17 protein-coding genes are annotated in these 23,710 nt (G+C 48.1%); 14 read left to right on the forward strand and 3 right to left on the reverse strand.

Features of this window, described 5'->3' with window-relative positions; translation table 11 throughout:
* The first annotated feature begins 9 nt into the window (after nucleotides 1-9).
* Nucleotides 10-2,286, forward strand: a complete 2,277-nt coding sequence (locus M1P97_RS03745; protein ID WP_249388404.1) for a GH92 family glycosyl hydrolase — start codon at nucleotides 10-12, stop codon at nucleotides 2,284-2,286.
* Between the two features lie 83 nt (nucleotides 2,287-2,369).
* Here the strand turns inward: M1P97_RS03745 and M1P97_RS03750 are convergent, their stop codons facing one another.
* Together M1P97_RS03750 and M1P97_RS03755 are read right to left on the reverse strand one after the other, a co-directional pair.
* On the reverse strand, nucleotides 2,370-4,952 hold the full coding sequence (locus M1P97_RS03750) for a hybrid sensor histidine kinase/response regulator (protein WP_249388405.1): 2,583 nt from the start codon (nucleotides 4,950-4,952) through the stop codon (nucleotides 2,370-2,372).
* 106 nt (nucleotides 4,953-5,058) lie between these two features.
* Nucleotides 5,059-6,381 carry a Gfo/Idh/MocA family protein gene (locus M1P97_RS03755; RefSeq protein ID WP_195372233.1) on the reverse strand — a complete coding sequence of 441 codons (1,323 nt, stop codon included), beginning with the start codon at nucleotides 6,379-6,381 and terminating at the stop codon, nucleotides 5,059-5,061.
* 86 nt (nucleotides 6,382-6,467) lie between these two features.
* Between M1P97_RS03755 and M1P97_RS03760 the strand changes: the two genes are divergently transcribed.
* Nucleotides 6,468-6,962, forward strand: coding sequence for a UpxY family transcription antiterminator (locus M1P97_RS03760; RefSeq protein ID WP_195372232.1), 495 nt, complete (start codon nucleotides 6,468-6,470; stop codon nucleotides 6,960-6,962).
* Nucleotides 6,963-7,058: 96 nt separating this feature from the next.
* Here M1P97_RS03760 and M1P97_RS03765 read toward each other — a convergent pair whose 3' ends face one another.
* On the reverse strand, nucleotides 7,059-8,741 hold the full coding sequence (locus tag M1P97_RS03765) for an AAA family ATPase (protein WP_249388406.1): 1,683 nt from the start codon (nucleotides 8,739-8,741) through the stop codon (nucleotides 7,059-7,061).
* A 191-nt stretch (nucleotides 8,742-8,932) separates the two neighbouring features.
* On the opposite strand from M1P97_RS03765, the gene M1P97_RS03770 reads away from it, so the two are divergent.
* The 12 genes from M1P97_RS03770 to M1P97_RS03825 all read left to right on the forward strand — a co-directional run.
* Complete coding sequence (locus M1P97_RS03770) at nucleotides 8,933-9,847, forward strand: tyrosine-type recombinase/integrase (RefSeq protein WP_249388407.1); 915 nt, start codon at nucleotides 8,933-8,935, stop codon at nucleotides 9,845-9,847.
* A 500-nt stretch (nucleotides 9,848-10,347) separates the two neighbouring features.
* Complete coding sequence (locus M1P97_RS03775; protein ID WP_249388408.1) at nucleotides 10,348-11,730, forward strand: DUF3575 domain-containing protein; 1,383 nt, start codon at nucleotides 10,348-10,350, stop codon at nucleotides 11,728-11,730.
* A 15-nt stretch (nucleotides 11,731-11,745) separates the two neighbouring features.
* Nucleotides 11,746-12,654 (forward strand): DUF5119 domain-containing protein, encoded by a 909-nt coding sequence (locus M1P97_RS03780; RefSeq protein WP_249388409.1) that lies wholly within the window; start codon nucleotides 11,746-11,748, stop codon nucleotides 12,652-12,654.
* A 26-nt stretch (nucleotides 12,655-12,680) separates the two neighbouring features.
* Complete coding sequence (locus M1P97_RS03785) at nucleotides 12,681-13,601, forward strand: fimbrillin family protein (protein ID WP_195372228.1); 921 nt, start codon at nucleotides 12,681-12,683, stop codon at nucleotides 13,599-13,601.
* A gap of 34 nt (nucleotides 13,602-13,635) precedes the next feature.
* Nucleotides 13,636-14,550: a fimbrillin family protein gene (locus M1P97_RS03790; RefSeq protein WP_249388410.1), complete on the forward strand. Its 915-nt coding sequence runs from the start codon at nucleotides 13,636-13,638 to the stop codon at nucleotides 14,548-14,550.
* Between the two features lie 29 nt (nucleotides 14,551-14,579).
* Nucleotides 14,580-15,530: a fimbrillin family protein gene (locus tag M1P97_RS03795; protein WP_249388411.1), complete on the forward strand. Its 951-nt coding sequence runs from the start codon at nucleotides 14,580-14,582 to the stop codon at nucleotides 15,528-15,530.
* 21 nt (nucleotides 15,531-15,551) lie between these two features.
* Nucleotides 15,552-16,493, forward strand: a complete 942-nt coding sequence (locus tag M1P97_RS03800) for a fimbrillin family protein (protein ID WP_249388412.1) — start codon at nucleotides 15,552-15,554, stop codon at nucleotides 16,491-16,493.
* Nucleotides 16,494-16,539: 46 nt separating this feature from the next.
* The gene (locus M1P97_RS03805; protein WP_249388413.1) at nucleotides 16,540-17,856 is read left to right on the forward strand and encodes a fimbrillin family protein; all 1,317 of its coding nucleotides are present in this window, start codon (nucleotides 16,540-16,542) and stop codon (nucleotides 17,854-17,856) included.
* Between the two features lie 24 nt (nucleotides 17,857-17,880).
* Nucleotides 17,881-19,008 (forward strand): fimbrillin family protein, encoded by a 1,128-nt coding sequence (locus M1P97_RS03810; protein ID WP_249388414.1) that lies wholly within the window; start codon nucleotides 17,881-17,883, stop codon nucleotides 19,006-19,008.
* A gap of 70 nt (nucleotides 19,009-19,078) precedes the next feature.
* A complete protein-coding gene (locus M1P97_RS03815; RefSeq protein ID WP_249388415.1) occupies nucleotides 19,079-20,239 on the forward strand; it encodes a BF2992 family fimbrillin-A clan protein in 1,161 nt (386 codons plus the stop codon).
* A 149-nt stretch (nucleotides 20,240-20,388) separates the two neighbouring features.
* Nucleotides 20,389-21,426, forward strand: a complete 1,038-nt coding sequence (locus tag M1P97_RS03820; RefSeq protein ID WP_195372221.1) for a PDDEXK nuclease domain-containing protein — start codon at nucleotides 20,389-20,391, stop codon at nucleotides 21,424-21,426.
* Nucleotides 21,427-21,575: 149 nt separating this feature from the next.
* Nucleotides 21,576-23,710, forward strand: a 2,135-nt coding sequence (locus M1P97_RS03825) for a BACON domain-containing protein (protein ID WP_249388416.1), incomplete at its 3' end; no start/stop codon positions are given.

Genomic DNA, 23,710 nt, shown 5'->3' on the forward strand with positions numbered 1-23,710 from the left:
GACAGGTATATGAACGTAAACAAGAAAATTAAAACAGGTGTGGCCCTATTGGCTTCCGTATTTCTGCTGGCCTCTTGTGCAGCCGGAGGCGATGTCTCCACACAGAAAAGCCCGGTAGATTATGTGAACCCTTATATGGGAAATATCAGCCACTTATTGGTGCCTACCTATCCGACGATACATTTACCTAACAGCATGCTCCGTGTTTATCCGGAGCGTGCCGACTTTACAGGCGACATGTTAAGCGGATTACCTATTATCGTGACCAGCCACCGCGGAAGTTCCGCCTTCAACCTGAGCCCGTATCAGGGAGAAGCGTCCGGACTGAAGCCGGTTATCAACTACAGCTACGATCATGAAAAGATCCGTCCGTACCGTTACGAGGTATATCTGGATGATAACAATATCGCTGTAGATTACGCTCCGTCTCACCAGAGTGCCGTGTATAATATCACCTTCGAAGGGGAAGGACCTGCCTATCTGGTATTCAACAGCCGCAACGGTCAGTTGAAGAGCGATGGCAAGAATATCAGCGGTTACCAGTTCGTAGACAAAAAGACAAAAGTCTATCTTTATGCCGAAACCGACATGGCTCCGCAGCAATGCGGTGTACTGGCTGACAACGCTGTGAAGTACGGGGAAACCTCCGTGGAAGGAAAAGACGCCGCACTGGTATTGGCTTACGGTAACGATGTCAAGCAACTGGGTGTTCGTTACGGTATCTCCTTTATCAGCGAAGAACAGGCAAAGAAGAACCTCGAACGTGAGATTGCCGCTTATGATGTCGACGTAGTAGCCAAGATCGCCCGCAACGACTGGAACGAAGCTCTCGGCAAGATACAGACACAAGGTGGAACCGACAACGATAGGGTCGTATTCTATACCTCTCTCTACCGTTGCTACGAACGTCCGGTCAACCTGAGCGAAGACGGCCGTTATTACAGCGCTTTCGATGGAAAGATACACGAAGACGGCGGCCGGCCGTTTTATACCGACGACTGGATCTGGGACACCTACCGTGCTACTCATCCGCTGCGTATCCTGATCGACAACGAGGAAGAAAGCAATATCATCAACTCCTTCTTATTGATGGCCGAACAGATGGGGACAAATTGGATGCCGACCTTCCCCGAAGTAACCGGCGACTCCCGCCGTATGAACTCCAACCATGCCGTAGCTACCGTGATCGATGCCTGGAGAAAAGGGGTACGCGGTTTCGACCTGGAGAAAGCCTATATCGCATCGAAGAAAGGTATCGAAGAAAAGACCTTGATTCCCTGGTCGGCTAAACCTGCCGGATGGTTGGATGATTTCTATAAGGAACATGGTTATATCCCGGCCTTAAGACCCGGCGAAAAAGAAACAGTAGAAAATGTATCTATCTGGGAAAAACGTCAGCCCGTAGCCGTTACATTAGGTACGGCTTACGACCAGTGGTGTCTTTCGCAGATCGCAGCCGAATTGGGTAAGGAAGACGAGGCAAAGCATTACTTGCGCGAATCGTACAACTACCGCAACCTGTTCAACCCCGACACCCGCTTCTTCCATCCGAAGGATAAAGACGGCAAATTTATCGAACCGATGGATTACCGTTACGACGGCGGTCTGGGTGCACGCGATTATTATGACGAAAACAATGGCTATATCTATCGTTGGGACGTACAGCATAACATCGGCGACCTGATCTCTATGATCGGTGGAGATAAGGTCTTCACTTCGGCTCTCGATTCTATGTTTAACGAACCCTTGGGTATGTCCAAATGGAGTTTTTATTCTTTCCTGCCTGACCATACCGGTAACGTGGGAATGTTCTCGATGGCGAACGAACCCAGTTTGCATATCCCGTATCTGTATAACTACGCCGGCCAGCCCTGGAAAACGCAGAAACGTATCCGTACGCTGCTCAACCAGTGGTTTCGCAACGACCTGATGGGTGTTCCGGGTGATGAAGACGGCGGCGGTATGTCTGCTTTCGTAGTATTCAGCCAGATGGGCTTTTATCCGGTCACTCCCGGTTCCCCTACCTATAATATAGGCAGCCCGGTATTTACCGATGTGAAGGTTGACCTGGGGAATGGCAATACGTTCGAGATCAAGGCGAACAATGCCTCCGAAAAGAATAAGTACGTGCAGTCGGCCAAGTTGAACGGTGAAGTACTGAACCAGCCCTGGTTCCGGCACAGCGATATCGCTCAGGGCGGTCTATTGGAATTGGAAATGGGCCCACGGGCTAATAAAGCATGGGGTACTGCAACGCCTCCGCCTTCTGCTGCTCCGATGCCGTAATAATAGGAATACAGGATAAATAAAAAGCCGGTTGATTTTTTTCAACCGGCTTTTTGTTGCTTTACCTATTCTTTTGTGTAGCCTTATCTATTATATAATCTATTGTGAACCAACTCCCTTAATTTATTAATATCGACCGGTTTGACCACATAATCCGTAAAACGGCATTCTCGGGCAATCTCTTTTTCCCTTTCAAAAGCAAACGCAGTCAGTGCGATGATCGGTATTGTCTCCGACAATTCACGGATGATACGGGTTGCCTGGAAGCCATCCATTACGGGCATTCTCAGGTCCATCAGGATCAGGTCCGGATCATATTTCCGGTACATGTCTACCGCTTCATCCCCGTTCCAGGCATGGTGTAGCTCATATATTTTCCCGAACAACGTTTGTAGCAGGAAATAGTTTTCGGGAACATCCTCGGCGATCAGTACCTTTTTCCTTTTGGAAACAGGCTTTTCGACTACGGGTGGAGGGAGAGGTGTTTCTTCTTCCTCCGGTAATTCATGTATATCTTTATTATCCGGTTCAAGCGGAAGCGTGAACCAGAAGGTAGAGCCTTCTCCCTGCACCGAATCTACCCCGATACTGCCCCCCAGGTTTTCCACGATCATTTTGCTGATCGTAAGGCCGAGTCCCGTACCCTGCTTAAAGTCGTTTATTTTGATAAAACGCTCGAAGATACGGCCCCGGTTCTCTTCGGCAATACCGATACCGGTATCGCTGACCCTTATTTTGAGAAAACTGTTCTTTCTGGCATAAGAAATGGTGATACTGCCTTTGGAAGTAAATTTGATTGCGTTGTTTATAAAGTTCGTAATCACCTGTATCACCCGCTGTGGATCTGTCTTGAGGATGACGGAAGGTAAATTGTCGTCGAACAGCAGTTTTACATCCGAAGTCATTTTGAGCGATTCTGCCTGGTGTATTTCGCGGCAAAGCTCTTTGATATCCGTTTGTGCTATGTTATACTGTAATGTGCCCGATTCTATTTTAGAGAAGTCCAGGATATCCCCGATCAGGTTGAGCAACAGGTTGTTGTTCTTATGGATAATATCCAGGTATGCCTGCCTGTCTTCCTTGTCTTCCGTTTCCGCTATCAGATCGGAAAAGCCTACGATAGCATTCAGGGGTGTACGTATTTCGTGGCTCATATTGGCCAGGAAAGCCGATTTAAGTTTGTCCGCCTCTTTTACCTTGATCAGTTCGATCTCTTTTTCACGTTGCTTGCTGATGTTGGAGGTGTAGCTTATTATTTTGCTGGGCGTACCATCTTCGTTCAGTTTGTAAGAACGAACATTCGAGTTGATCCAGTATGTTTTTCCGTCGAGGATACGGCGGTATACCGACGCATAACTGTTTATTTCACCGTTGAGCAGCCTTTTGAACTGTTGGTTGTATACCCTGTCGAAGTCTTCCGGGTGCAAAGTTCCGGCAAAATCCTCCATATAGTTCAGGTTCTCCCGGTTTAGATAGGATAGGAGCTTGTTATCTCCAATATTTTCACTCAGGCTGAAATCTACATTCAGCTTGTCGGAAGCCACATCATACTCCCAGATGATAGAGTCGCCGGTGTCGACAGCGACTTTCAGTTTGGTCAGATTGTACTGCGTCTGCTCCGCCTTGAGATAATTTTCCGTATCGTCGAATACGATATAGAAAAATCCGAATATGACGCCCTGTTTATCTTTCAGGACGACACCTTTTACCTGTAAATATTTGATATGATCTTTGACGGTTGTCCGGTAGTAGCCGGTTTCCGAAACAGCTTTGAAGTTATAAATCAGCGTGAAGGCAACATCTTCCCCTTTTTTCAGTTTGTCGTTTACCCATGCCGGGATGTTGGGATTATCGAAGGCGTTCAGCCCGATGGCCTGTTCGCGCGTGGTTCCGAATATCTCAAGATCCGCATTATTCAGGTCGAGCAGGTTGCCTTTCTCGTCATACAATTCCACTCCCCAGGGCAACTGGTCGAATATGATCTGGAATTTGGATTCGCTTTGCAGCACTTGCTTCATGGAGTACTCCATCATGCCCTGTGCATGTTCCCGTTCGATGGCTATGAAAACGATATCGGTCAGCATCCGCAGGTTTTCCACGTCTATGGCATTCCACGTGCGTTGGGCCTTCACGCAGTCCAGTCCGATAAATCCGCTGACTTTTCCCATATGGAAAACCGGAAGGACCAAGAGGGAGACAACATCCTGCAAATGTAGCAGATGTTGTTCAGCCGCAGCTTCCCGGGGCATTTTCTCCACATCGGGGATGATGACATCTTTACCTCCTTTTATCTGTTCGATCCACCAGGGGATATCTTCTGTCGACAACTGCCGCAACAAGTCTTCACGCATGGAGATCACCCCTTCGTGCGTCACCTCATGCGTGAAGTCTATCATACATCTTTTTTCATCGAATATACCTATGTATACGCGATCTACTTTGAAAAAGCGTAGGACAATAAGCAAAGCCTGGTCGATCGTTTCGTTTTGTTCCGACCTTAATAATAAGGACAGCACATCGGAAAGTGTTTTCCGTAATGCGATCATATCTATCAGCATCCGGCTCTTATATAAATCACCATCGTTAAAAGAAGAGCATTCTTTTTTCAAGATCTCAATTTCACGGATCAACTCTTCTCTTGAATAGTCTGCATATGCGCTGCTCATATTAGGTAAATGATATTTATATGTAATCGTATATTGTACAAATGTACATATAAATATTTATTACCAAAAGAATTTCAAGGCTTTCATGTGGAAAATGCTTGTTGTGTCATATTTGGGGCAATACCCAGGGAGCCCGGTAGTACGCTTTTGATAAAGCAGTTGCTTCATTATCACCTACAAACAGGCTGTTGGTATCGTCCCAGCGTACTTCGCGTTGCAAACGGCATGAAATATTTGCCAGGTGCGACATTTTGGCTACCCGTGCGCCGATGGCTATGTCGGCATGGGGTAATTCGCGACTTTTGATACAGTTCAGGAAATTCCCGACATGGTTGTACAACCCTTTACCTTCCCCTTTTTTGAACGGAACGGCTTCCATACGTGCTTCTTTTCCGGCAACGACAGGAATAACTTCCCAGCCTGCACGGGTGAGTACCAGTGTTCCGTTTTCTCCATAAAAAGCGAGTCCCTCTTTTTTGTCGAACGGGCCGTGGTTGATCCCGCAGGCATGATCCCAGATAATGTTGAAATCGTTGTAGGCGTAAGTTGCCATCAAGGTATCGGGAGTTTCCATCGCATCATCGGGATAGGCGAACTTGCCGCCACCGGAGAATACGCGGCTGGGCAGGTCGGCATTCATACCTTCGAGGGCATAATCCAATAGGTGCACGCCCCAGTCTGACATCAGGCCGCCGGCATAATCCCAGAAGAAGCGGAAATTATAATGGAAACGGTAGGTGTTGAACGGACGTTTCGGAGCCGGGCCCAGCCACATGTCGTAATCCACTCCGGCGGGAACAGGGCTGTCGGGAATGACGGGCAGGGTGGGTTTGCCATCTTGGTAAGCCCATACTTTTACCGTACGTATGCGGCCGATGTTACCGGCTTTCAGGTAATTGGCGGCCTCGTCCCAGTGAGGGTCGCTGCGTTGCCATTGGCCTACCTGTACAATGCGGTTGTATTTGCGGGCGGCTTTCTCCATCAGGTTACATTCTTCGATGGTGTTGGAAAGCGGCTTTTCTACATATACGTCTTTGCCTGCCTGGCAGGCGTATATGGTAGGCAGGCAATGCCAGTGGTCGGGAGTTCCGATGATCACTGCGTCTATATCTTTATTGTCTATGACCTTGCGCCAGTCTTTATATAAGTTAGGGACTTTCTTGCCGGTTGCTTTTTCAACATCGGCTGCCCGTTTGTTCAGCCATTCGTCGTCTATGTCGCAAAGGGCTACGCATTCTACTTCCGGATATTTCAGGAAATTGCTGAGATTGGAAAAACCCATCGAGCGGCATCCGATCAGGGCTACTTTTACTTTATTGCTGGGAGCCGTTTGTCCGTAAACAGCTCCGTACGCACTACCGAATAACGGCGATAAACCTAGTCCGGCAGCAGATAATGCGGACTTTTGTAAAAAATTTCTTCTATTCATGGTATTAAAATTATGTGTTCGCAAACAGCTTTGCAATAATACGAAAAATAGTTCTATATTTGTGCCCTGAATAAAAAAAAATGTCAATGATATCCCCTCAAGATACTAACTGGTATGTTTTATATACGGCTCCGCGTGCCGAAAAGCAGGTAAAAGAGCGAATCGACTTGTTAGGAGTAGAATGCTGGTTGCCTTTACATCGTACTCCGCGGGTATGGTCGGACCGTGTGAAGATAGTTGAGATACCTTTGTTCAGTTCGTATGTGTTTGTCAGGTGTACGGATGCAGTTTTGCGCGACTTATTGAAGGTATACGGCGTTATCCGGATTGTTTTTTATAACGGAAAACCGGCTATTGTCCGCCAGGTCGAAGTGGATGCTATCAAGGAGTTCCTGGAGCAGGCTGCCGAACATGAGCTTTGTCCGGGTGAGGAGGTAGAGATCCTTACCGGTGCGATGCGGCATGTATCGGGAAAGATAAAGAAGATAAAAAAGAACCACCTCATGCTCTTCCTGGAGCAACTGGGCGCAACAGTCTGTGTAAAGTTGACGGATGTGGCGCGGGTGAATAGGTTGAAATAACATCTAATCTTTACTCCCTGTGCAGCTAACAACAATTGGCTGCGCAGGGAATGACGAATGCCTGCGCGGGTAACTTTTATCTTTCGTCAAATGTTGTTATTCCACCGTCTTTATCCATACCCGTTTGCCATCGAATGTGATGGCCATTTTGAGTATATCGGTGACCCCTGCGGCATGCAGGGTAGCTGCGTATTGTTTGTCTTCGATCTGCCCAAGAGCGGAGTCGAGAACATCATCCACCGACTTGTCGAACATCGGGTCGTAGAGTTTCAGTTCCATGATAATGCCGCGTTTTTGGATATTACGCGGACGCATCAGGATATCGTAACGCCCCAGGCCCGACTCGCGGTTGCTATTTACCTCATACGCTCCCGAACTGACCAGCATACCGAGCAGGAATGCCTGGTAGACTTTCTCCGGATCGCGTCCGGAAGTATCATAATAGGAAAGCGTGTTAACCACAAAATCGTTCAGCAGCCGTTGGAAGATAGGCATATTGTTTTCATCCAGTGCTTGCAGCATCCGTTCGAGACGGTCGTTCTTCACCGGGCCATTGTTTATCCAACTGCGTATAATAGTAAAGAATACTGTTCTCACCTCCCGGTTGGGTACTTGCAGGGTATATTCCGTCAGATCCTCACTGTTGTTTTTCGGATCGGATGCTTTCAGGTAACCGCTGAAAAGCATGAACGACCAGATATTGGAGGGTTCTGCCAGCAGATCCGGAAACGCCAGTTTGTCGTTAACCACGCTGCGGATCGGGTCGCCTTGTATCAGGGCCTCCACACCGTCACGTATCTGTGCAGGCCCTTCGGCCAGCAAGTGGCGTAGCAGGACGTCTGAACCGGTGTTTACCCAGTAGGGAGCCAATACGCCGCCTTTATTAATATAAGATAATACCGACCAGGGGTTGTAAACCGTCTTGCCGCCGAACAGGTAGCCGTTATACCATTCTTTCACTTCTCTTTTATGGCTGCTGAGTGAATAATCGTCCAGCATCCGGTCTGTTTCCTCCTGCGTAAAACCAAAGGAGGTACACATCGGATGCTCCAGAATGGTATCTACATCTATATTATTCAGTCCGCTGAAAATCGATTCTTTGCTCACTCGGAGGATACCGGTGATAACGCCACGGAAGATATCCGTATTATCTTTGAACACCGCACTCATAAAGTTTCGCATGAAACCGATCATCCTGTCGTAGTAGCCTTTGTCGAAGGCTACGTGGATGGGACTATCGTATTCGTCGAGAAGTACGAGCGGGGGCATGCCCCAGTAATTGGTAAGCAATTCTGCCAACAAACTGATCGAACCGGCCAGCTCGTCGGGGGTTGCCTTACGGTTTTGCAGACGGATAAATTGATCCAGATAGTCTGTTTGCCGGATATGCTCCCGCAGATAATCGTGCCGGATATATTCTGTTTGCATTTCGCGGGCAAGCATTAACAACACTTCATCAAAAGTATCCGCCTTGCAGTCCTTGAGTGTGATGAATATCACGGGATATTTCCCCTGATACTTATCGAAGTCTTTCCATCCTTCGATGCTTTTCCCTTTAAAGAGCGGACGGTACACATTGCCTTCGGTCTTTTCGAAGAAGTAACGAAGTGTGGAAAGGTTAAGTGTCTTTCCGAAGCGGCGTGGGCGGGAAAGCAGGGTGATCAGGCTCCCGTCTTCTACTATCTGGCGGATAAAGTCTGTTTTATCCACATAATAGTACTCTTCACTGATCAACAGCTTGTAATCGCTGATACCTATCGGTAATTTCTTTCTGTCCATCACTTCTGTTTATTTTATGTATGAATACAAAGATAAAACAATTAATTGATGTGCCAATCAGGATAACGGTATAATATAACGTGGCCTTTGCCGGTCGCTATGATCTCCATCTCTGTTATCCGTGCGGGTAACTTTTATCTTTCGTCAAATGTTATATCTTTGCCCTCCAATAAAAAATAGAGGGAAAGAGTATGAAAAACAAAGATTTTAGAATTCAAATGTTTAAACAGGAGCAGGAAAAGCGCCAAGCCGGCGATGAGAGTACTGCCGACTTGTACCGTGCTGTGCGCAACCACTTTAATAACTTCAACCAAGGACGTGAACTGCCCTTGAAGCGTGTGACGGGTGAGATGGTGCGTGCCTTTGTAGAATGGCTGCGTGAAAAGGGGCTGCGTGTGAATAGCGTGAACAGTTATATCAGCAACCTGCGTGCCATGTATAACCGTGCGTGCCTGGGTTGGAAAAAGAAGCCTCAGGAGTCACCGTTCGCGGGTGTCCGTTTAAAGCGGGAGGAAACACGCAAACGTGCCGTATCGATCGGAGTGATCGAGAAGATTGCTTCGCTGGATCTGAAAAAGGAACCTGAAAAACAGCTGGCAGCCGACCTGTCGCTGTTTTCTTTTATGGCTTGCGGTATGCCTTTTGTCGATCTGGTTCATCTTACGCGGGAGAATATAATCGAAAACGGCAGGATTTTGTCGTACAACCGTCAGAAAACGGGTATACTGATCCAGATAGAGATAACAACGGGTATGCAGCATCTGATAGACCGCTACAGCCGTCCGGATGCGTTGTATCTTTTTCCGGTCTTGCCGGAGGATGCCTCGCACGAACAGTATAAATACTGCCTAAGCAAGCAAAATGATTATCTGAAAGAAATCTGCGTCATGTTGAATTTGCCGGAGACGTTGACCACGTATGTCTTTCGTCATGCCTGGGCTTCTGAGGCCTATCACCGTCATGTGCCGGTATCGATTATCAGCCAGGCTCTGGGGCATGCCTCGGAGAAAATGACGCATACGTATCTGACAGCTTTCAGTACGGATAAACTGGCGGAGGCTAATAGGCTGGTTTCCGGAGAGATAGGTGCTTTGGTGAGTCTGTAGTCGATACCCTTATTTATATAATAAGGTAGAATACCCTTTTTTCATCTTATATACAGAGACTTAGGCTATGTATAGTTTGTCATTTATGATGAAGTCCGATGCAAACATAGAAAGAATATATCGGATAAACAAGGTCTCCAGATGTATTTGTAAAAAATAGCACAATGATTTAACATAACTTTACTTATTTGCCTGCTTTGTAGCCTCACAACCTGATTTATCAGTCGTGTTGACATAAAGGGGGGCGGGACTGTCATCTTTTCATATCCGCCTGGAAAAAATTATACCCATTTCTGTTTATTTTTCCTTAGCAAGCCCTTAAAAAAGACATCAATCCTGCCTGATTTCCCTTTCCTAAAGGGAAAAAGACTCTCCTTAAAACGCCTGTTTCCTACCTTTCTACCTTATTATATAAATAAGGATGACAAGAGTTGGTAATAATGAAAATCAAAGTAAGTCGAAATATGCGTAATATGAAGCAGCAAATATGTAGAAGGATCATGGAGGCAACATTGGGTCTGTTTATACTTTGTGGGCAGTGTATGTTGCAGGCAAATGCTCAGACGACTTCTTATACGAAAGCGGAATTCTTTTTATTCTCTTTTAAAGAAGGTAGTGATATGTTTCTGGCTGACTATGGCGACAATGCTTACCAGTTGGAACGTATGGGACAGCAGTTACCTGTTTTTCGTAATCGCCTGTTGGGTGGAGATTGTCATTTGCTGATCGTCTCGCATGTGAGTGCTTACGACTCTAAAGAGGATGCCGTGATCAATGAGGCTTCGCTCCGTGCCGCCCGTATCCGTGCCTATCTTAAAACGCGTTTGGATATTCCGGGTGAATGCGTTGCGTTCTACATCGACCGCAGCGGTAATTACCGTGACCGGGTACATGTCTACCTGGTGGAATCTCCGCTGCCTTGGTTTGCCAATACGGATATTTGTTACAGTGAAAGCCGTTATCCGGTGGCTGTCAGGGCGGCTTTGGAAAAATACGGTGCATATCCTTTTGTGGATCTTTACCGTCGTGGTGAGGTAGGTGGCTATGACCGGGTGGTGTACCGTATCGACGATCCGCTGTTCGACCGTTCGGAGCTGGACGACTACCGGTTGGCTTCGGTTGTGGATATGCCGTCAGATAATCCTCGTTCGTCAACAATGGTGACAACCCATGAAAAGACACGGGTCGTCAGGAAGGAGATACCTGTCAATAAAATCCCGTCAGAAGATGTGGGGGCAAACGAAAGTGATCCGGTAACGGTTGTCGTCCGGCCGTCTGCTGCCCGCATGGCGGTAAGTCCTGTACACATGGCTGTCAAAACGAATCTGCTGCCCTGGTTTACTGTGGCTCCGTCCATCAGTTTAGGGACAGGAGATGTAAAACTGCAAAGGGGTTCGTTTATGCCGAATATAGAGGCAGAGTGTTATTTTGCTGAACGTTGGTCGGTGGTTGTGGCGGGTATGTATTCCGATTTTGCTTATAAAGATAAAACGCGCGACCGCTGGTCGGTGTCCGAATTTTCGGTCGAACCCCGTGTGTGGCCACTGGCTCCCGGCGAGTTCAGTTGGTTGAATACCGGCCTGTTCGTCGAATACGGTGATTTCGATGTACGGGGCAGCGAGATTGATCCCGACCCTGATGTGCTTTACGGCAGGACGGGTCGTTTCTGGACGGTAGGTGCTTCGATCGGTTGCCTGGTGCCTTTGGGGAAAGGTTTCTGCGCCGAGGCAAGTCTGCGGACGGGTTATCGTTCGGTCTTTGACGGTAAGAAATACCGTTACGATAAAATAGACGATACGAATTACCTGGAAAGCCGTTTCACATCGACGGGTTTTATGATTGGGCTGAAAGTCAGCCTGGTGTATCGTTTTCAAATCAGATAAGAAAAGGGTAGAAATATGAAAAAACAGAAAAAGGGTAAAATTAGGGGTTGGGCGGTATTTTTTGCAGGTGCCGTTGTCCTATCGTCGTGTGTCTACCATACGCCTGATGAGGATTGGGAGAAGAATGGAAAAGTGCGCCTGCATCTGGATTGGCAGACGCGTAGCGAATATCCGTCGGGCATGACTTATTATTTCTATAAAGACGGAATCGGGCATCCGGTAGTTCGTCGGGGAAGTGCTTCGGGTTACGAAGGTACCCTGCCGGCAGGACAATATAGGGTCGTGGTGTGCAATACCGATTGCGATAATGTCATACTTGATATGGATAACGGCTACGAACAGGCTTGCGGCAATGCGCGGCAGATGTCCGGGTTAAAATCGTCTACTGTCCATATTGCGTATCCCGGCAATTTATACGGTACGGGCTGCCGGCAGATTGATGTCGGAGGAGAACAGACCGTCGTGGAGGAGTTGTATCCGGTCAGCCTGGTCAAAACCCTGGAACTAAATATAAAAGTAACAGGAGGGGAGGATGTCCGGTCTGTAAACCTATCCGGCCGGTTGACAGGTGTTTCGTCGCAGGTACATATCCCGACCGGGAAAGCGTTGTTTGACACACCGGCTTTTATGTCATTTGAGCCGGAGCAGGCCGATCCGGGGGTGTATACCTCTTCCCTTAACCTGTTCGGTCTGTCAGGAGGAACAGCGGGAAGCGAACCGGTCGAACTTTACCTGACGCTCACATTGAAAGACGGGAAAGAGATCACTTCATTGACCAATATAACCGGAGAAGTGGGCGACGCATTCGAAACGAGTGTATCGGCCTATATCGTACTCGACCTGGAGGTCACCTATGATGAAGTAAATGGCGCAACGATAACGATCACAGGCTGGAAAGAAGGAATAGGGGAAGTCGGTAATTAGCAATAATTGAACTATTAAATATAACAATGAAGATAGAAAACAAACATACGCTACGATGGCCTTTGCCGCTATTGGCTTTCCTCCTGTGGGGGATGATGGCTGGCTGTTCGGACGGTGACGGTCGATTTCCGGTTGAGGACGGGCAAAAGTTGATGCTTCGTGCCTCTTCGGAACAGTTGGCGGGAGAGCTCTCTTTTTCCGATACGGTGTTTTTTGCCAAAGGCAATGAATCGGGAAAGTATACAGAGATATGGAAAGCTTACGTAAAGGCTGACGGGAGCACTGACCTGGCGGAACCGAAATATTATCCATCCGATGACAGCCGTGTTTATCTGCGCGGATTTGCTCCCGGAGGCAGGCCAAGTGATGACGGACAGATAGCCTGGTCGATCGACGGAAAACAGGATATTCTGGTAACCGGCGAACAAAACGGTTGCCTGACGGATATGTTTTGGCAGGAGGGGAAAGCGTTTGTATTCATCCATTTATTGACTCAGCTCCGTTTCCGTTTCCAGTGTGATACGGCGGGGAAGGAAAAGGGTTGGAAATTGTTCGGACTGTCTGTGGAAGGAGTACAAAGTGAAGCCGTTTTGTCACCGGCAAATAAAGGATTGTCTTTCTCCGGTGAAAAAGGAGCGGTAACCGTTCTCGACCGGACGGATGGCGGTGAACGGTTGCCATTGGATTCCGATTGGCTGGATGTCCCGGAGATGGTCATGATACAATCCGGAGTAACGGTCGGCCTGACGGTGGTATTGGAAGATCGCCGGGGTAACCTGACCCGCTTTGAAAATTTGCCGGTATCGTTTCACGAATCGGATGGTTATACGGTTCCGGGTACCTCTTACCTTTTATCTGTCATACTCCGTGCGGGAGGCAGTTACTCCCTGGCGGCACAGGTGTCAGAGTGGAAGAGAGGGAATAACGGAACGGGAATTATCGATTGAATATCTGTTTTTAATCATTTAATAAAAGGAAAATATGAGACAAGTTTGTATGTGTGCCGCTCTTTTGGCGGTAGTGGTATCCGGTTGTTCTTCTTCTGAGGAGGGAGCTCTTCAAACCGCAGAGATCAGGGTGGGAGCCACTGTGAGCGGAGCGATTACCAAAGCACCGGTAGTTACGGGTGATACGTTTACGGCCGCTATTACAGCTATTGAAGGGACCCAGCCGCCTGCATCATGGACGGCTGCTGTTGCCTGGCAGAACAGTATCACGTTGGTAGCGTCCGAAACGGCGACAGGAACTTCGGTTCCTTTGAATGTATCGAAAGTGTATCCGGCCGCAGGAAATGTATATATGGCAGCCTGGCATCCGGAAATCGCTTCCGTATCAGGGGTGGTGACCTTTCAGCAGACAGGAACGGAAGATGTGATGTATGGCGGTATTGTGAGTGGAAATAAAGATGTTCCCGCAGGTGCATTTACATTCACCCATACACTGACGCAGCTAAACTTCCAGGTGCAGGCTTCGGAGGGTTACCTGGGGGCGAATCCGGATAAGAAGATATCTAAAATAGAAGTCGTAGACGCTGCCTATCCGAAGACGATGACGATTGCCGATGGTGCCGTAACTTATGGGACTGCGGCTACCCTGGCTGTTCCGGGTCTTACTGCTCCTATCCAACTGACCAAAGAAGTGACGAAGGTCGGCGAGCCTTTTATGGTGAAGGCTCTCGATGGCGTGAAAGTAAAAGTGACCTATGAAGGTGGTACAACCAGTAAAGAAATTAATATCATAGACGCTTCTACCCAGGCAGGACTGAATGCCTTGGCCGGCAATTCGCATCTGGTGACCCTATCCTTTCTGAAAACAGGTGAAGTTGCGATTGAAGGCACGGCAACAGTCGCTCCCTGGCAGGTAGGCGCTTCCGGCAACGGGACGGTGACGGAGTAATAATTGATAATTTCTAACACTAGTATAATATGAGAACAAGTAAATTTTTAGTAATGAGTATGTTGGCTACGGCCTTTTTGTGCAGTTGTTCCAACGAAGAAGAACCGGCAATCGCCGGCCGGGGAGAAGCGATGCAGGTAAGTGCCGGTATCGGAGAGGCTACCCGTGCGGTGATCGATGCCGGTTATGGAAGCGACCTGGCCGTATCGTTTGCCCGGTTGGATAATCCGGTATCAAATACGGATTGGACTACACCGGCTATCGATGCCACCCGTCTTGGCGGTGACGGCAATACCTCCGTTACCTTTGCAACGGCACAGACGTATATGACGGCCAATGGGCAGTCGACTCTGATCGGTTATTATCCGCAAGCCGCCCTGAGTGGAAAAAACAACCCTACAGTTTCGTACACTATTACAGGCGACGAAGATATTATGGCAACAGAAGTGCAGACAGGTGCTGCGAACGCCAAGTTTACCCCGTTTACCTTTCAGCACCTGCTTACCCAGTTGCAATTCAAATGTTCCGGTTCGGCGGAAGCAGTTAAGAAATGGACGAAAGTTTCTTCTATTGCGGTAAAGAACGTTTATGAAACACTGTCGTTGTCGCTCGACAAAACGAGCGGTGCCACGCTGACGACAACCGGTTCGGCCAATACCGATCTGAATGTGATCGGTTGTCCGGCAGAGGTATCCGGCCCCGATGCTACCGATCCGCAGACCGGTTATCTGATGATTTATCCGGTAGCGGATATGGGTACGGAGTCTGCCGCTATCAATCTGGAAGTGAAGGCTACTTACGATGGAACTGAGAAAACATTGCAGGTTCCCATCACTAACATCAGCGGAGGAGCACAGAAAGGACAGTCGCACCTGATCACCCTCAATTTCACCATCGACGGTGAGATCACCATCGAAGCCGGCATTGCCGAATGGCAGCCGGGTAACGGAGGCAGTTCTACTATCACTCCCGGAATATAACCTTTTTTAGAATAGCAGGAGATGAAGAAAATAATAGTGATAGCCACCATCGCTTGCCTTCGGGCATTAACGGCCTGTTCAGACGGTAACGATCCTACTTTGCAGCCGGTTGCTGAAACGACGGTATGCCTGGAGGGAGCGATCGGTGTATCCACCCGTACAGTAATCGGCTCCGGCTATGAAAAGGATCTGGCAGTATGTTTTGCCCGGCAGGATGAAACAACCTCCGGTGTATATGGTACATGGAGTGTATGTGGAGCCGTTCGGAGCGGCGGTAGCGGCAACCGTCCGGTGTTGTTCGAAGAAGCGCAACTTTATCCGCCGGATGGAAGCAGTATCCGTATGCAGGGGTATTATCCGGCTGCCGGTGAAACCGATGTTGCGACAGGCCGGGCGATCTTTACGATAGACGGAATGACGGATGTGATGGCAACTGGCAACCTGTCGGGCAACGGCTTTGTGCCCCTCAAGACATGTACGTTCTACCATCTGCTGAGCCAGCTCGGACTGGTTTGCTACAGCGACCGTGCCGACCGGTGGGGAGAGATCATCCGGATAGAGGTGGCGGCTGTGCATACCCGGCAAGAATTGGAATGGCAGTCGGTATCGCCCGTACTGGCCGATGCCTCTTCTGGCGGAGATATAAAACCTATATCCGTACAGGAGATTGACGGACTTCCTCTTCCCCAGGTGGAGGAAGGCGGAGAGCTTCCCGAAGCGCAGGGGTATGTCCTGCTTCCCGCCACGTCGGCTCCGCTGCAATTGCATGTGACGACAACGAAGGACGGCAACGGCAATGCGGTGGAGACCCTTTCCCGTGTATCTGTTACCGTAGAGGGCGGCTTCCTGCCCGGCAAACGGCATGTCGTCTCCCTGTTTTTCACCGACGGACGGAAGATACAGGCTACAACGGTCGGTGTGGAGCGATGGGCGGATCAGGATGCCGGCGAAATACCGATTTAAGTAATAGAATAAGTTATAACTAGTATTTATATTAAAACGAACGAAAATGAAAAAGACAATGACAATGGGGGCTATGGCTATAGCCCTGCTGACAGCAGTAGGCTGTTCGGAGACAGAAACAGATTTAATTATCGACTCAGGCGATGGCGATCAGGTAGCCTTGGGTATCACACCTAATCTGAAAGTGGATGCCGGCACCAAAGCGGCTACCAAATCGGTGGTAAGCGGAGAGGCTCTTACTTACGATATCTCGAAATATGGCGAGGCCGATTATGCACCCGGATTAGGTGTCCTGATAACCAACAAAAATGCAAACGGCTGGTATACGCCTGATGGTACGGAATACACCGGCCACCATGTGTGGTATATGGGAACAGATAAAGGAGCCGGCTGGATTTCCATAAAGGAGAAAAAAAATACTTTTGCCGATACTAAGGAAGTCCCTTATTATCTGACCAAGGAAGTAGGAATGGTCTATGCTTATTATCCTTATGATGCTTCTATAACTACTAGTCTTTCAAGTATATCTGCAGAATCTGATCTGAAAATCCCGGTAACCATTCTGGCTAGCGGAACGATAGATGCTGCAACTAACAATGCGAAGAAATACTGGAAGGATGGTGCATGGGCAACTACTCCCAAAACCGACCTGTTAAACCTTTCTCTGGCAACGGAAAAAGATTACCTGTATTTTGCCGCTGAAAACGGTCGTTACGTAAACAACGGACGTACTGCCGGGCAAACGCCTGTCAAGCCGGAGGATGAACCGAAAAATACTGACGATGTCAATCCCGGTTATAAGATCAACCTGGATATGAAGCATGCCATGGCGATGGTCACTTTCCGTGTGTATGACGGTGGCAAACTGAGTGTGAATGATGTGAACTTCACGAAGTTCCAGATCAAAAATACGGATAGCAGTACAGATAAATTCTTCAAGATGGGTACTGCTTATATGTCGTTGGTCGACGGAACGATAACACCCAACTCACTGACAGACGGTGATATCAGCCGTACGATCACCAACTATACCCTGATGAGACAGGTGGAGAGCGGCGAAACGGAAAGTGCCCAGTCTTTTGTCGCTAACGGCAATACGGTGAATGCCAAGATCGTCTCCAAATCGGTCAGTGCCATCGTGTATCCGACCGCCGCTTTCGGCGATGACGACATCCAGGTGATCATAACCCTGAAAGAAGGATCTAATGCCGATATGGTATTTCCCGTTACCCTGCCTGCCAATGAATGGCAAGCCAACAACAACTACATCTATACGCTTTCTGCCGGCCGCAACAAGCTGACGGTTATGGATGTGACTGTTGAAGCCTGGAATGATAACGAACAGGACGAAATCCCTCTGTAATCATTTCCATTAAAAACTAAGCCCATGAAACAGTATCTATATACACTTTCCGTAGCCGTTTTCCTATCGCTGTGTGCTGCCTGTACACAGGCGGATATCGTTGTACCGACGGCCGGTGACGGTGAAGGAGGTGGCAACACGGAAAAGGGAACTCCTTTATCCGTAAAGAATCTGGGCTTGTCGGTAGAGATCGAATCGAGAAGTATCGTGACGGGCGGTCCTGTCGCTGATGCGACAAACCCTAATCCGTTGACTACGGTCGGGCTTTGTGTCACGAAACAGAGCAGCAGCGGTTCGGTGAGTGTCTATGCCAGCGGAAATAATACCCAGGTGTTCACTTACAATACGCAGGTCGATCCGGCTGTCTGGCAACTAGCGGAAGGGGAAGAACAGCTTCTTTTGTATTCGGATAAAGGAACGGTGTATGCTTTTTCACCGGTGGAGAAGAGCGTGTCGCTGTCAGGCAATCCGAAAGTACCTTTAATGAGTAGTATAAAGGTATTGGATAAGCAGAAGTTTTACTTCAGCGACGGCGGTAATCCGGTGGATGCTTCTACCGATGTACAGTGGGAGTCCGATCAGGATGATTACCTGTATTGCAAGGCTTCAACCGAGGTCGACCGGTGGAATCCGGAAGTGTCGCTCACGATGCATCATGCACTGGCGAAGGTCAGTTTCCGTATTCTGGAAGCGGATGGAGGTTCTGCTTTTGCGGGCAGCACTGTAAAGAAGGTCGTATTGAAAAGCAGCGCGGGTTTTAAAAAGTCTACTTCCGCCAAGTTAAGTCTGGAAACGGGCGAGTTGAGTGGCACGACGACTGCTGTAGATGAATTATGGTTCACGGCCGACGGAGATATGCGTGGTATAGGGACGAATGTCACCGATCCTAAAAAGGTGTCGGTACAGGCCTTCGGGCTGGTGATCCCTGTGACGGGCATAGCTGTCACGTTGGAGCTAACGCTCGATGATGGCCGTGTCTTTACGATGGCTCCTGGCGAAGGAAGCAGTACTCCCGGTACTTTTACCGCCAACTGGTTGAAGGGAAACAATTATATCTATAATATTCAGATGCTTCCGCAAGGCATCGAGATAGCGGATATACAAGTAGCCGGCTGGAATGAAGGTGGAAGCACCGACGTTCCGGTAGAATAGGTTGCCGTAAACAGGGCGGGCGGGGAGCGATACCCCTCCCGCTAACAATTAAGAATTGAAAATGAATAGAATGAAACGGAATCGAATACAGTTATATCTGATCAGGCTACTGGCCGGTGGTCTGCTGGCGGGGTGTACGGCAGGCCCGGTGGAGGAGATCGTGCCGGAAGAGAGCCGGCCGGTAGCAATCAGTTTCGGTAAACCCGACTTGGGCGTGCCTGAACTCCTGACCCGTGCGGGGGAGGAAGTTACTCCGTTGCCGACTCTTCTGCCTGAGGGAGCTACCGTGCGTATCGGTGCTTACTTTACCGGCTATGTGGGAGATAAGCCTCAGGAGGCCTCTTTTTCTACGACCGCCCCTTCGTTTGAAGCGACCTATGCGGTAGGAGCCGACGGCACTTTGATCCCCTGTTGTGTGGATGGAAACGGGAAAAAGATAGATGGCGAGGCCAAAGGGCTAACCGTGAGGGGAGGGGTATACGATTTCTATGCTGTCTCTCCGGCGCGTCCGCTACAGGAAGGGGACGACGGCTATTATAAAATAACCGGCCTTCCGCATAAGGAAGATGTGATGACCTCTTTTGTGCGGGGAGTAGCGGTGACGAAGGACTCCCGTCAGGTAACACTGGGAACGTTCAGCCGGAAATGTGCGCAGGTGGTCTTTAATGTGGCTCCCTCGCCGGATAATGCCCTTCCTTTCGAGAAGCTGTATGGAACCGACTTGGTGATCAAAAAGATTTCTTCTTCTGCTGCCGGCCTGATTGCCGGTAGCGACACCGGGATTTCTCCTACAGGGGGAGCTTCCGGGGTGGAAGCACAGGTCGTCTTTAGCGCAGATGAGTTTGAGCCTGTTGAGCCGGAATCTGATCCGGATGGTTGCGGCCTGAATAAAACCAAAGGTGTTGTCCTGCCTAAAAACAGCTTGCCTTTCGATGTGGAAATAACGGTGGTAAGGGATAATGAAACAGCGACGCTGAAAGCGACGATCGACAAGAATATCTCTTTCGACGAAGGTAAACGTTACATCTTCACCTTGGAGGTAAAGAACAATGAAAGCAGTTTGTTGATGAAGGTGCTGGAATGGAATGCAATCGCCTTTAGAGACGACAATGTGGGAGGCCCCGATAGCCCGTACCCCGATCCCGATATAAACGAAGGGATCGGAACGACGATAACGGTAGCCACCTGGAAAGTGATAAACTGGAACGATATGAATGTAGGTGGAGGTTGATGATCTCTTCTGATTGCAGGAAAAATTAAAAACCGAAGCGTTCTTTGACATGGTGGGGTTCAGATTAGGGAAAAAAGAGAATATTTTGTGTTAGATTTTCATTAGAATAGAGAAAAAAGTTATCTTTGCAGACAACAAAAACTGTAACTATGAATAATAACACAAACATTTCAGAAACAAAGGAATATTCCCTATTCCTTTATGAAGTTAAATCCCGTATTCGTTCTGCTCAATATGAAGCAATGAAAGCTGTCAATAAGGAAATGATATCTCTTTATTGGGAGTTAGGTCGGCGTATATATGAGCAACAAAATCAGTTGGGCTGGGGAAGATCTGTTGTTGAGAATCTTTCGAAAGATATTCAGAAAGAGTTTCCGGGGATTAAAGGGTTTGGTACTTCTAATCTTTGGGATATGGCCCGATTTTACAAAGAATATCAGGCTGATGCAATTCTCCAACCATTAGTTGGAGAAATTAGCTGGTCGAAGCATATTGTTATTATGACCAGGTGTAAGAATACACAGGAACGTCAATTTTATATTTTGGCTACCCGGAAGTATGGTTGGACGAAAGATTTACTTATCAATAAGATTGAGTTGCAGACCTTTGAAAAGTATTTACTTGGACAGACTAATTTTGATACGACATTGCCCGAAGAATTAAAGAATCAGGCAATACTGGCTGTAAAAGATGAATACTCGTGGGGATTCACCGGTTTGGAAAATGAATATTCAGAAGAGGAACTGGAGCAGTCTATTATTAAAAATATCAGGGCTTTCCTGATTGATTTCGGGGCAGATTTTTCATTTATTGGCAATCAATATCGGCTCATTGTAGACAATAGAGAATATTTTATTGATCTACTGCTTTATAACAGACGATTACAGGCAATGATCGCTGTGGAGTTAAAGATAGGTGAGTTTAAACCTGAGTACAAAGGAAAGATGGAGTTTTATTTGAATGTGTTGAATGATACCGTAAAACTTCCGCATGAGAATTCCTCTATCGGTATAATTATCTGTAAGTCTAAGAGTCGTATGATTGTCGAGTATGCTTTGAAAAATTCCAACTTACCTATCGGTGTGGCTACTTATGCTCTTTCATCCAAGTTGCCGGAAGCTTATCGGGAATATCTTCCGGATACGGATACTATTGCTAAAAAGCTAGAAACTTTAATGAATATGTAACGATTACATTTTATTATCCTGTAGTCTGAACCCCATCATCTGTCAAAAGAATGTTGGGGTTTTTTATTGGTGGAAATTAGCAAACTGATTATTTGTCAGAATTTAGATCTGACAATAGTTGAAACAAAATATATTAAAAACGAAATACAATGAAACGAGAAAGTAAAACAAGGCGCAAACCTTTAACGGGAATCGGACGGTTACGTATCGGCTTGTCGTTGGCGTGGTTGTTTGTGGTATTGCTTCTGTTGTTTGCCGGCAGTTGCACACAGACCGATGTGGAAGAGGATGTAATCCCGCCTCATGCTTTGAAGGATGTGGATGCGGGGTTTAACCTGAATGTGCTGGCTAACCGGACTCCCGTGACGCGTAGCATTACATTCACTCCCGCCGGTACGATCGAATCGGACACGCTGGCTGTCGGAGTAAAGGACTCGGTGCAGACCAAAGCCGCCACTGCATTGTCGGAAGCGCAGGAAAGCCAGATCGCCAGCTTGTGGGTGGGGCAGTATGATGCCACGACCGGTAAGCGTTTGTTTAACCAGTATATATCTTCCATGACCGGCACTACTGTCAACCTGAAACTGAAGCAGAGCCAGAATGGTAGTAAGAGTCATGTGTATTTCGTATCAAACGCAGGTGATCTGGGGGCAGTTGTCGATGAAACTACATTGAAGAAACAGACATTGCCATATGCATCATCGGGAACGGGCTTGCCTGATAATAACTTGTGTAAAATGGTGGGTAAATGGGAAGGTGAGGTTGTTGCCGGCGGTGTGAAAGATATTACCGTGGAGCTGACCCGTCTCCTTGCCAAGATCAGTTTTAGCTATTCGATGGGTGCTGATTTTGCTTTTACCCCTACATCGGTCACTTTGAAGAATGCTCCATCCGTTTCGCAGGTGGAGGCTCCGACAGGACAATTGACTGGTGTTGAATATAAAAACTATACCGGTACAGGCAGTAGTTCTGGTGCTACCGTTTACTGGTATTTGCCTGAAAATATGGCGGGTACGGTCAGCGGTGACAACGTCGTCGATTCCGAAAAGAAGAAGATCGGTCGTGGCGTAACGAATGCCACCTGTATCGAGTTGACCGGCAATGCCGTGCAGGGCGGTGTTACTTATAAAGATGTTACGTTCCGGTTTTATCCCGGTCGTAACGAGAATAATTATGATATCGAACGCAATTCGCATTATACGATGAATGTTACTTTGGTAGGTATAGACGTATCCGACGAGCGTATCACGGTTGGCGAGATACCGGATATCGAGGTCGATCCTACTGAAATGCCTGCCAAAAAAGGTGGTGAAAAAGAGATACAGATCACTGCCCGTCCGGGGCAGGAGTGGATATTCGATATGCCTGCGTGGTTGTCTGCGGTATTAAACGGAAAAGACATCCCTTCGGGTGCAACTATTACGCACCAGGGTCCTGCCAAGGTGGTCTTTAAGTCTGTGGAGGCTAATCCCAGAGCAGACAAGAGGTCTGTATCTTTTAACATTGAAGTGAATGGAGTTGATCAGGAAATAACGATCACCCAGAGCGGTTCGACGCTGACAAAAGGCAGTTCTGTTTCTTTGGCTGCAACTACCGGTTCTGAAGGCTCTTCTTCTTTTACGGCTACCGAGGGTTTGCGTTGGTCTGCTGCATTGAGCGGTGGCGAATGGCTGGCCTGGTCGGCTACTAATCCGGGTACATCTGGTAGTGAAGCACCGGCAGGTGCACAAGGATTACAAGTAAAGGCCGGCTCTGCTAATCCGTCTGCACAGGTGCGTACCGGTAAAATCACGGTGAAAGCCGGTGCTTCGGTGGGTGATGCTGCTTACACTGGGTTGAAGCAGGAGATAGCTGTTAGTCAGGCAGGTTCGACCGTTAATGGTTCGATTATTAACAGTATAGCTGCCAAAGGAGCGACCGGTGATGCTTCGTTTACAGCCACCGCAGGTTTAGCCTGGGCGTCGAGTATCACATCGGGCAACTGGATTACTATAAATACCGGTGGAGCGGGAACACCTACTACCGGAGCGGCTCAGACAATCAATTATACGGCTGCCGTTAACCCGTCTTCTGCTGCCCGGAGTGGAAAGATCACCGTCCGTGCGGGTGACACTTCTGCCGGGCCAACAGGTGATATCGTTCTGAACCAACTGGGTGCAACGTTGAAAGTAGATGCTGCCACCAAGACGGTAGCAGCAACAGCTTCAACAGATAACACTTCTACTTTTACCGCAACGTCCGGTTTGTCGTGGAATGTGGGCATCGTTTCTACCGACAACTGGTT

It is taken from the genome of Parabacteroides leei (assembly GCF_023369805.1).
GTDB classification, from domain to species: Bacteria; Bacteroidota; Bacteroidia; order Bacteroidales; family Tannerellaceae; genus Parabacteroides; species Parabacteroides leei.

Excerpts from the sequence above, each read along its gene's own strand:
- M1P97_RS03745 (WP_249388404.1), top strand. The coding sequence starts at position 10 with ATGAACGTAAACAAGAAAATTAAAACAGGTGTGGCCCTATTGGCTTCC.
- M1P97_RS03750 (WP_249388405.1), bottom strand. The coding sequence starts at position 4,952 with ATGAGCAGCGCATATGCAGACTATTCAAGAGAAGAGTTGATCCGTGAA.
- M1P97_RS03755 (WP_195372233.1), bottom strand. The coding sequence starts at position 6,381 with ATGAATAGAAGAAATTTTTTACAAAAGTCCGCATTATCTGCTGCCGGA.
- M1P97_RS03760 (WP_195372232.1), top strand. The coding sequence starts at position 6,468 with ATGATATCCCCTCAAGATACTAACTGGTATGTTTTATATACGGCTCCG.
- M1P97_RS03765 (WP_249388406.1), bottom strand. The coding sequence starts at position 8,741 with ATGGACAGAAAGAAATTACCGATAGGTATCAGCGATTACAAGCTGTTG.
- M1P97_RS03770 (WP_249388407.1), top strand. The coding sequence starts at position 8,933 with ATGAAAAACAAAGATTTTAGAATTCAAATGTTTAAACAGGAGCAGGAA.
- M1P97_RS03775 (WP_249388408.1), top strand. The coding sequence starts at position 10,348 with ATGGAGGCAACATTGGGTCTGTTTATACTTTGTGGGCAGTGTATGTTG.
- M1P97_RS03780 (WP_249388409.1), top strand. The coding sequence starts at position 11,746 with ATGAAAAAACAGAAAAAGGGTAAAATTAGGGGTTGGGCGGTATTTTTT.
- M1P97_RS03785 (WP_195372228.1), top strand. The coding sequence starts at position 12,681 with ATGAAGATAGAAAACAAACATACGCTACGATGGCCTTTGCCGCTATTG.
- M1P97_RS03790 (WP_249388410.1), top strand. The coding sequence starts at position 13,636 with ATGAGACAAGTTTGTATGTGTGCCGCTCTTTTGGCGGTAGTGGTATCC.
- M1P97_RS03795 (WP_249388411.1), top strand. The coding sequence starts at position 14,580 with ATGAGAACAAGTAAATTTTTAGTAATGAGTATGTTGGCTACGGCCTTT.
- M1P97_RS03800 (WP_249388412.1), top strand. The coding sequence starts at position 15,552 with ATGAAGAAAATAATAGTGATAGCCACCATCGCTTGCCTTCGGGCATTA.
- M1P97_RS03805 (WP_249388413.1), top strand. The coding sequence starts at position 16,540 with ATGAAAAAGACAATGACAATGGGGGCTATGGCTATAGCCCTGCTGACA.
- M1P97_RS03810 (WP_249388414.1), top strand. The coding sequence starts at position 17,881 with ATGAAACAGTATCTATATACACTTTCCGTAGCCGTTTTCCTATCGCTG.
- M1P97_RS03815 (WP_249388415.1), top strand. The coding sequence starts at position 19,079 with ATGAAACGGAATCGAATACAGTTATATCTGATCAGGCTACTGGCCGGT.
- M1P97_RS03820 (WP_195372221.1), top strand. The coding sequence starts at position 20,389 with ATGAATAATAACACAAACATTTCAGAAACAAAGGAATATTCCCTATTC.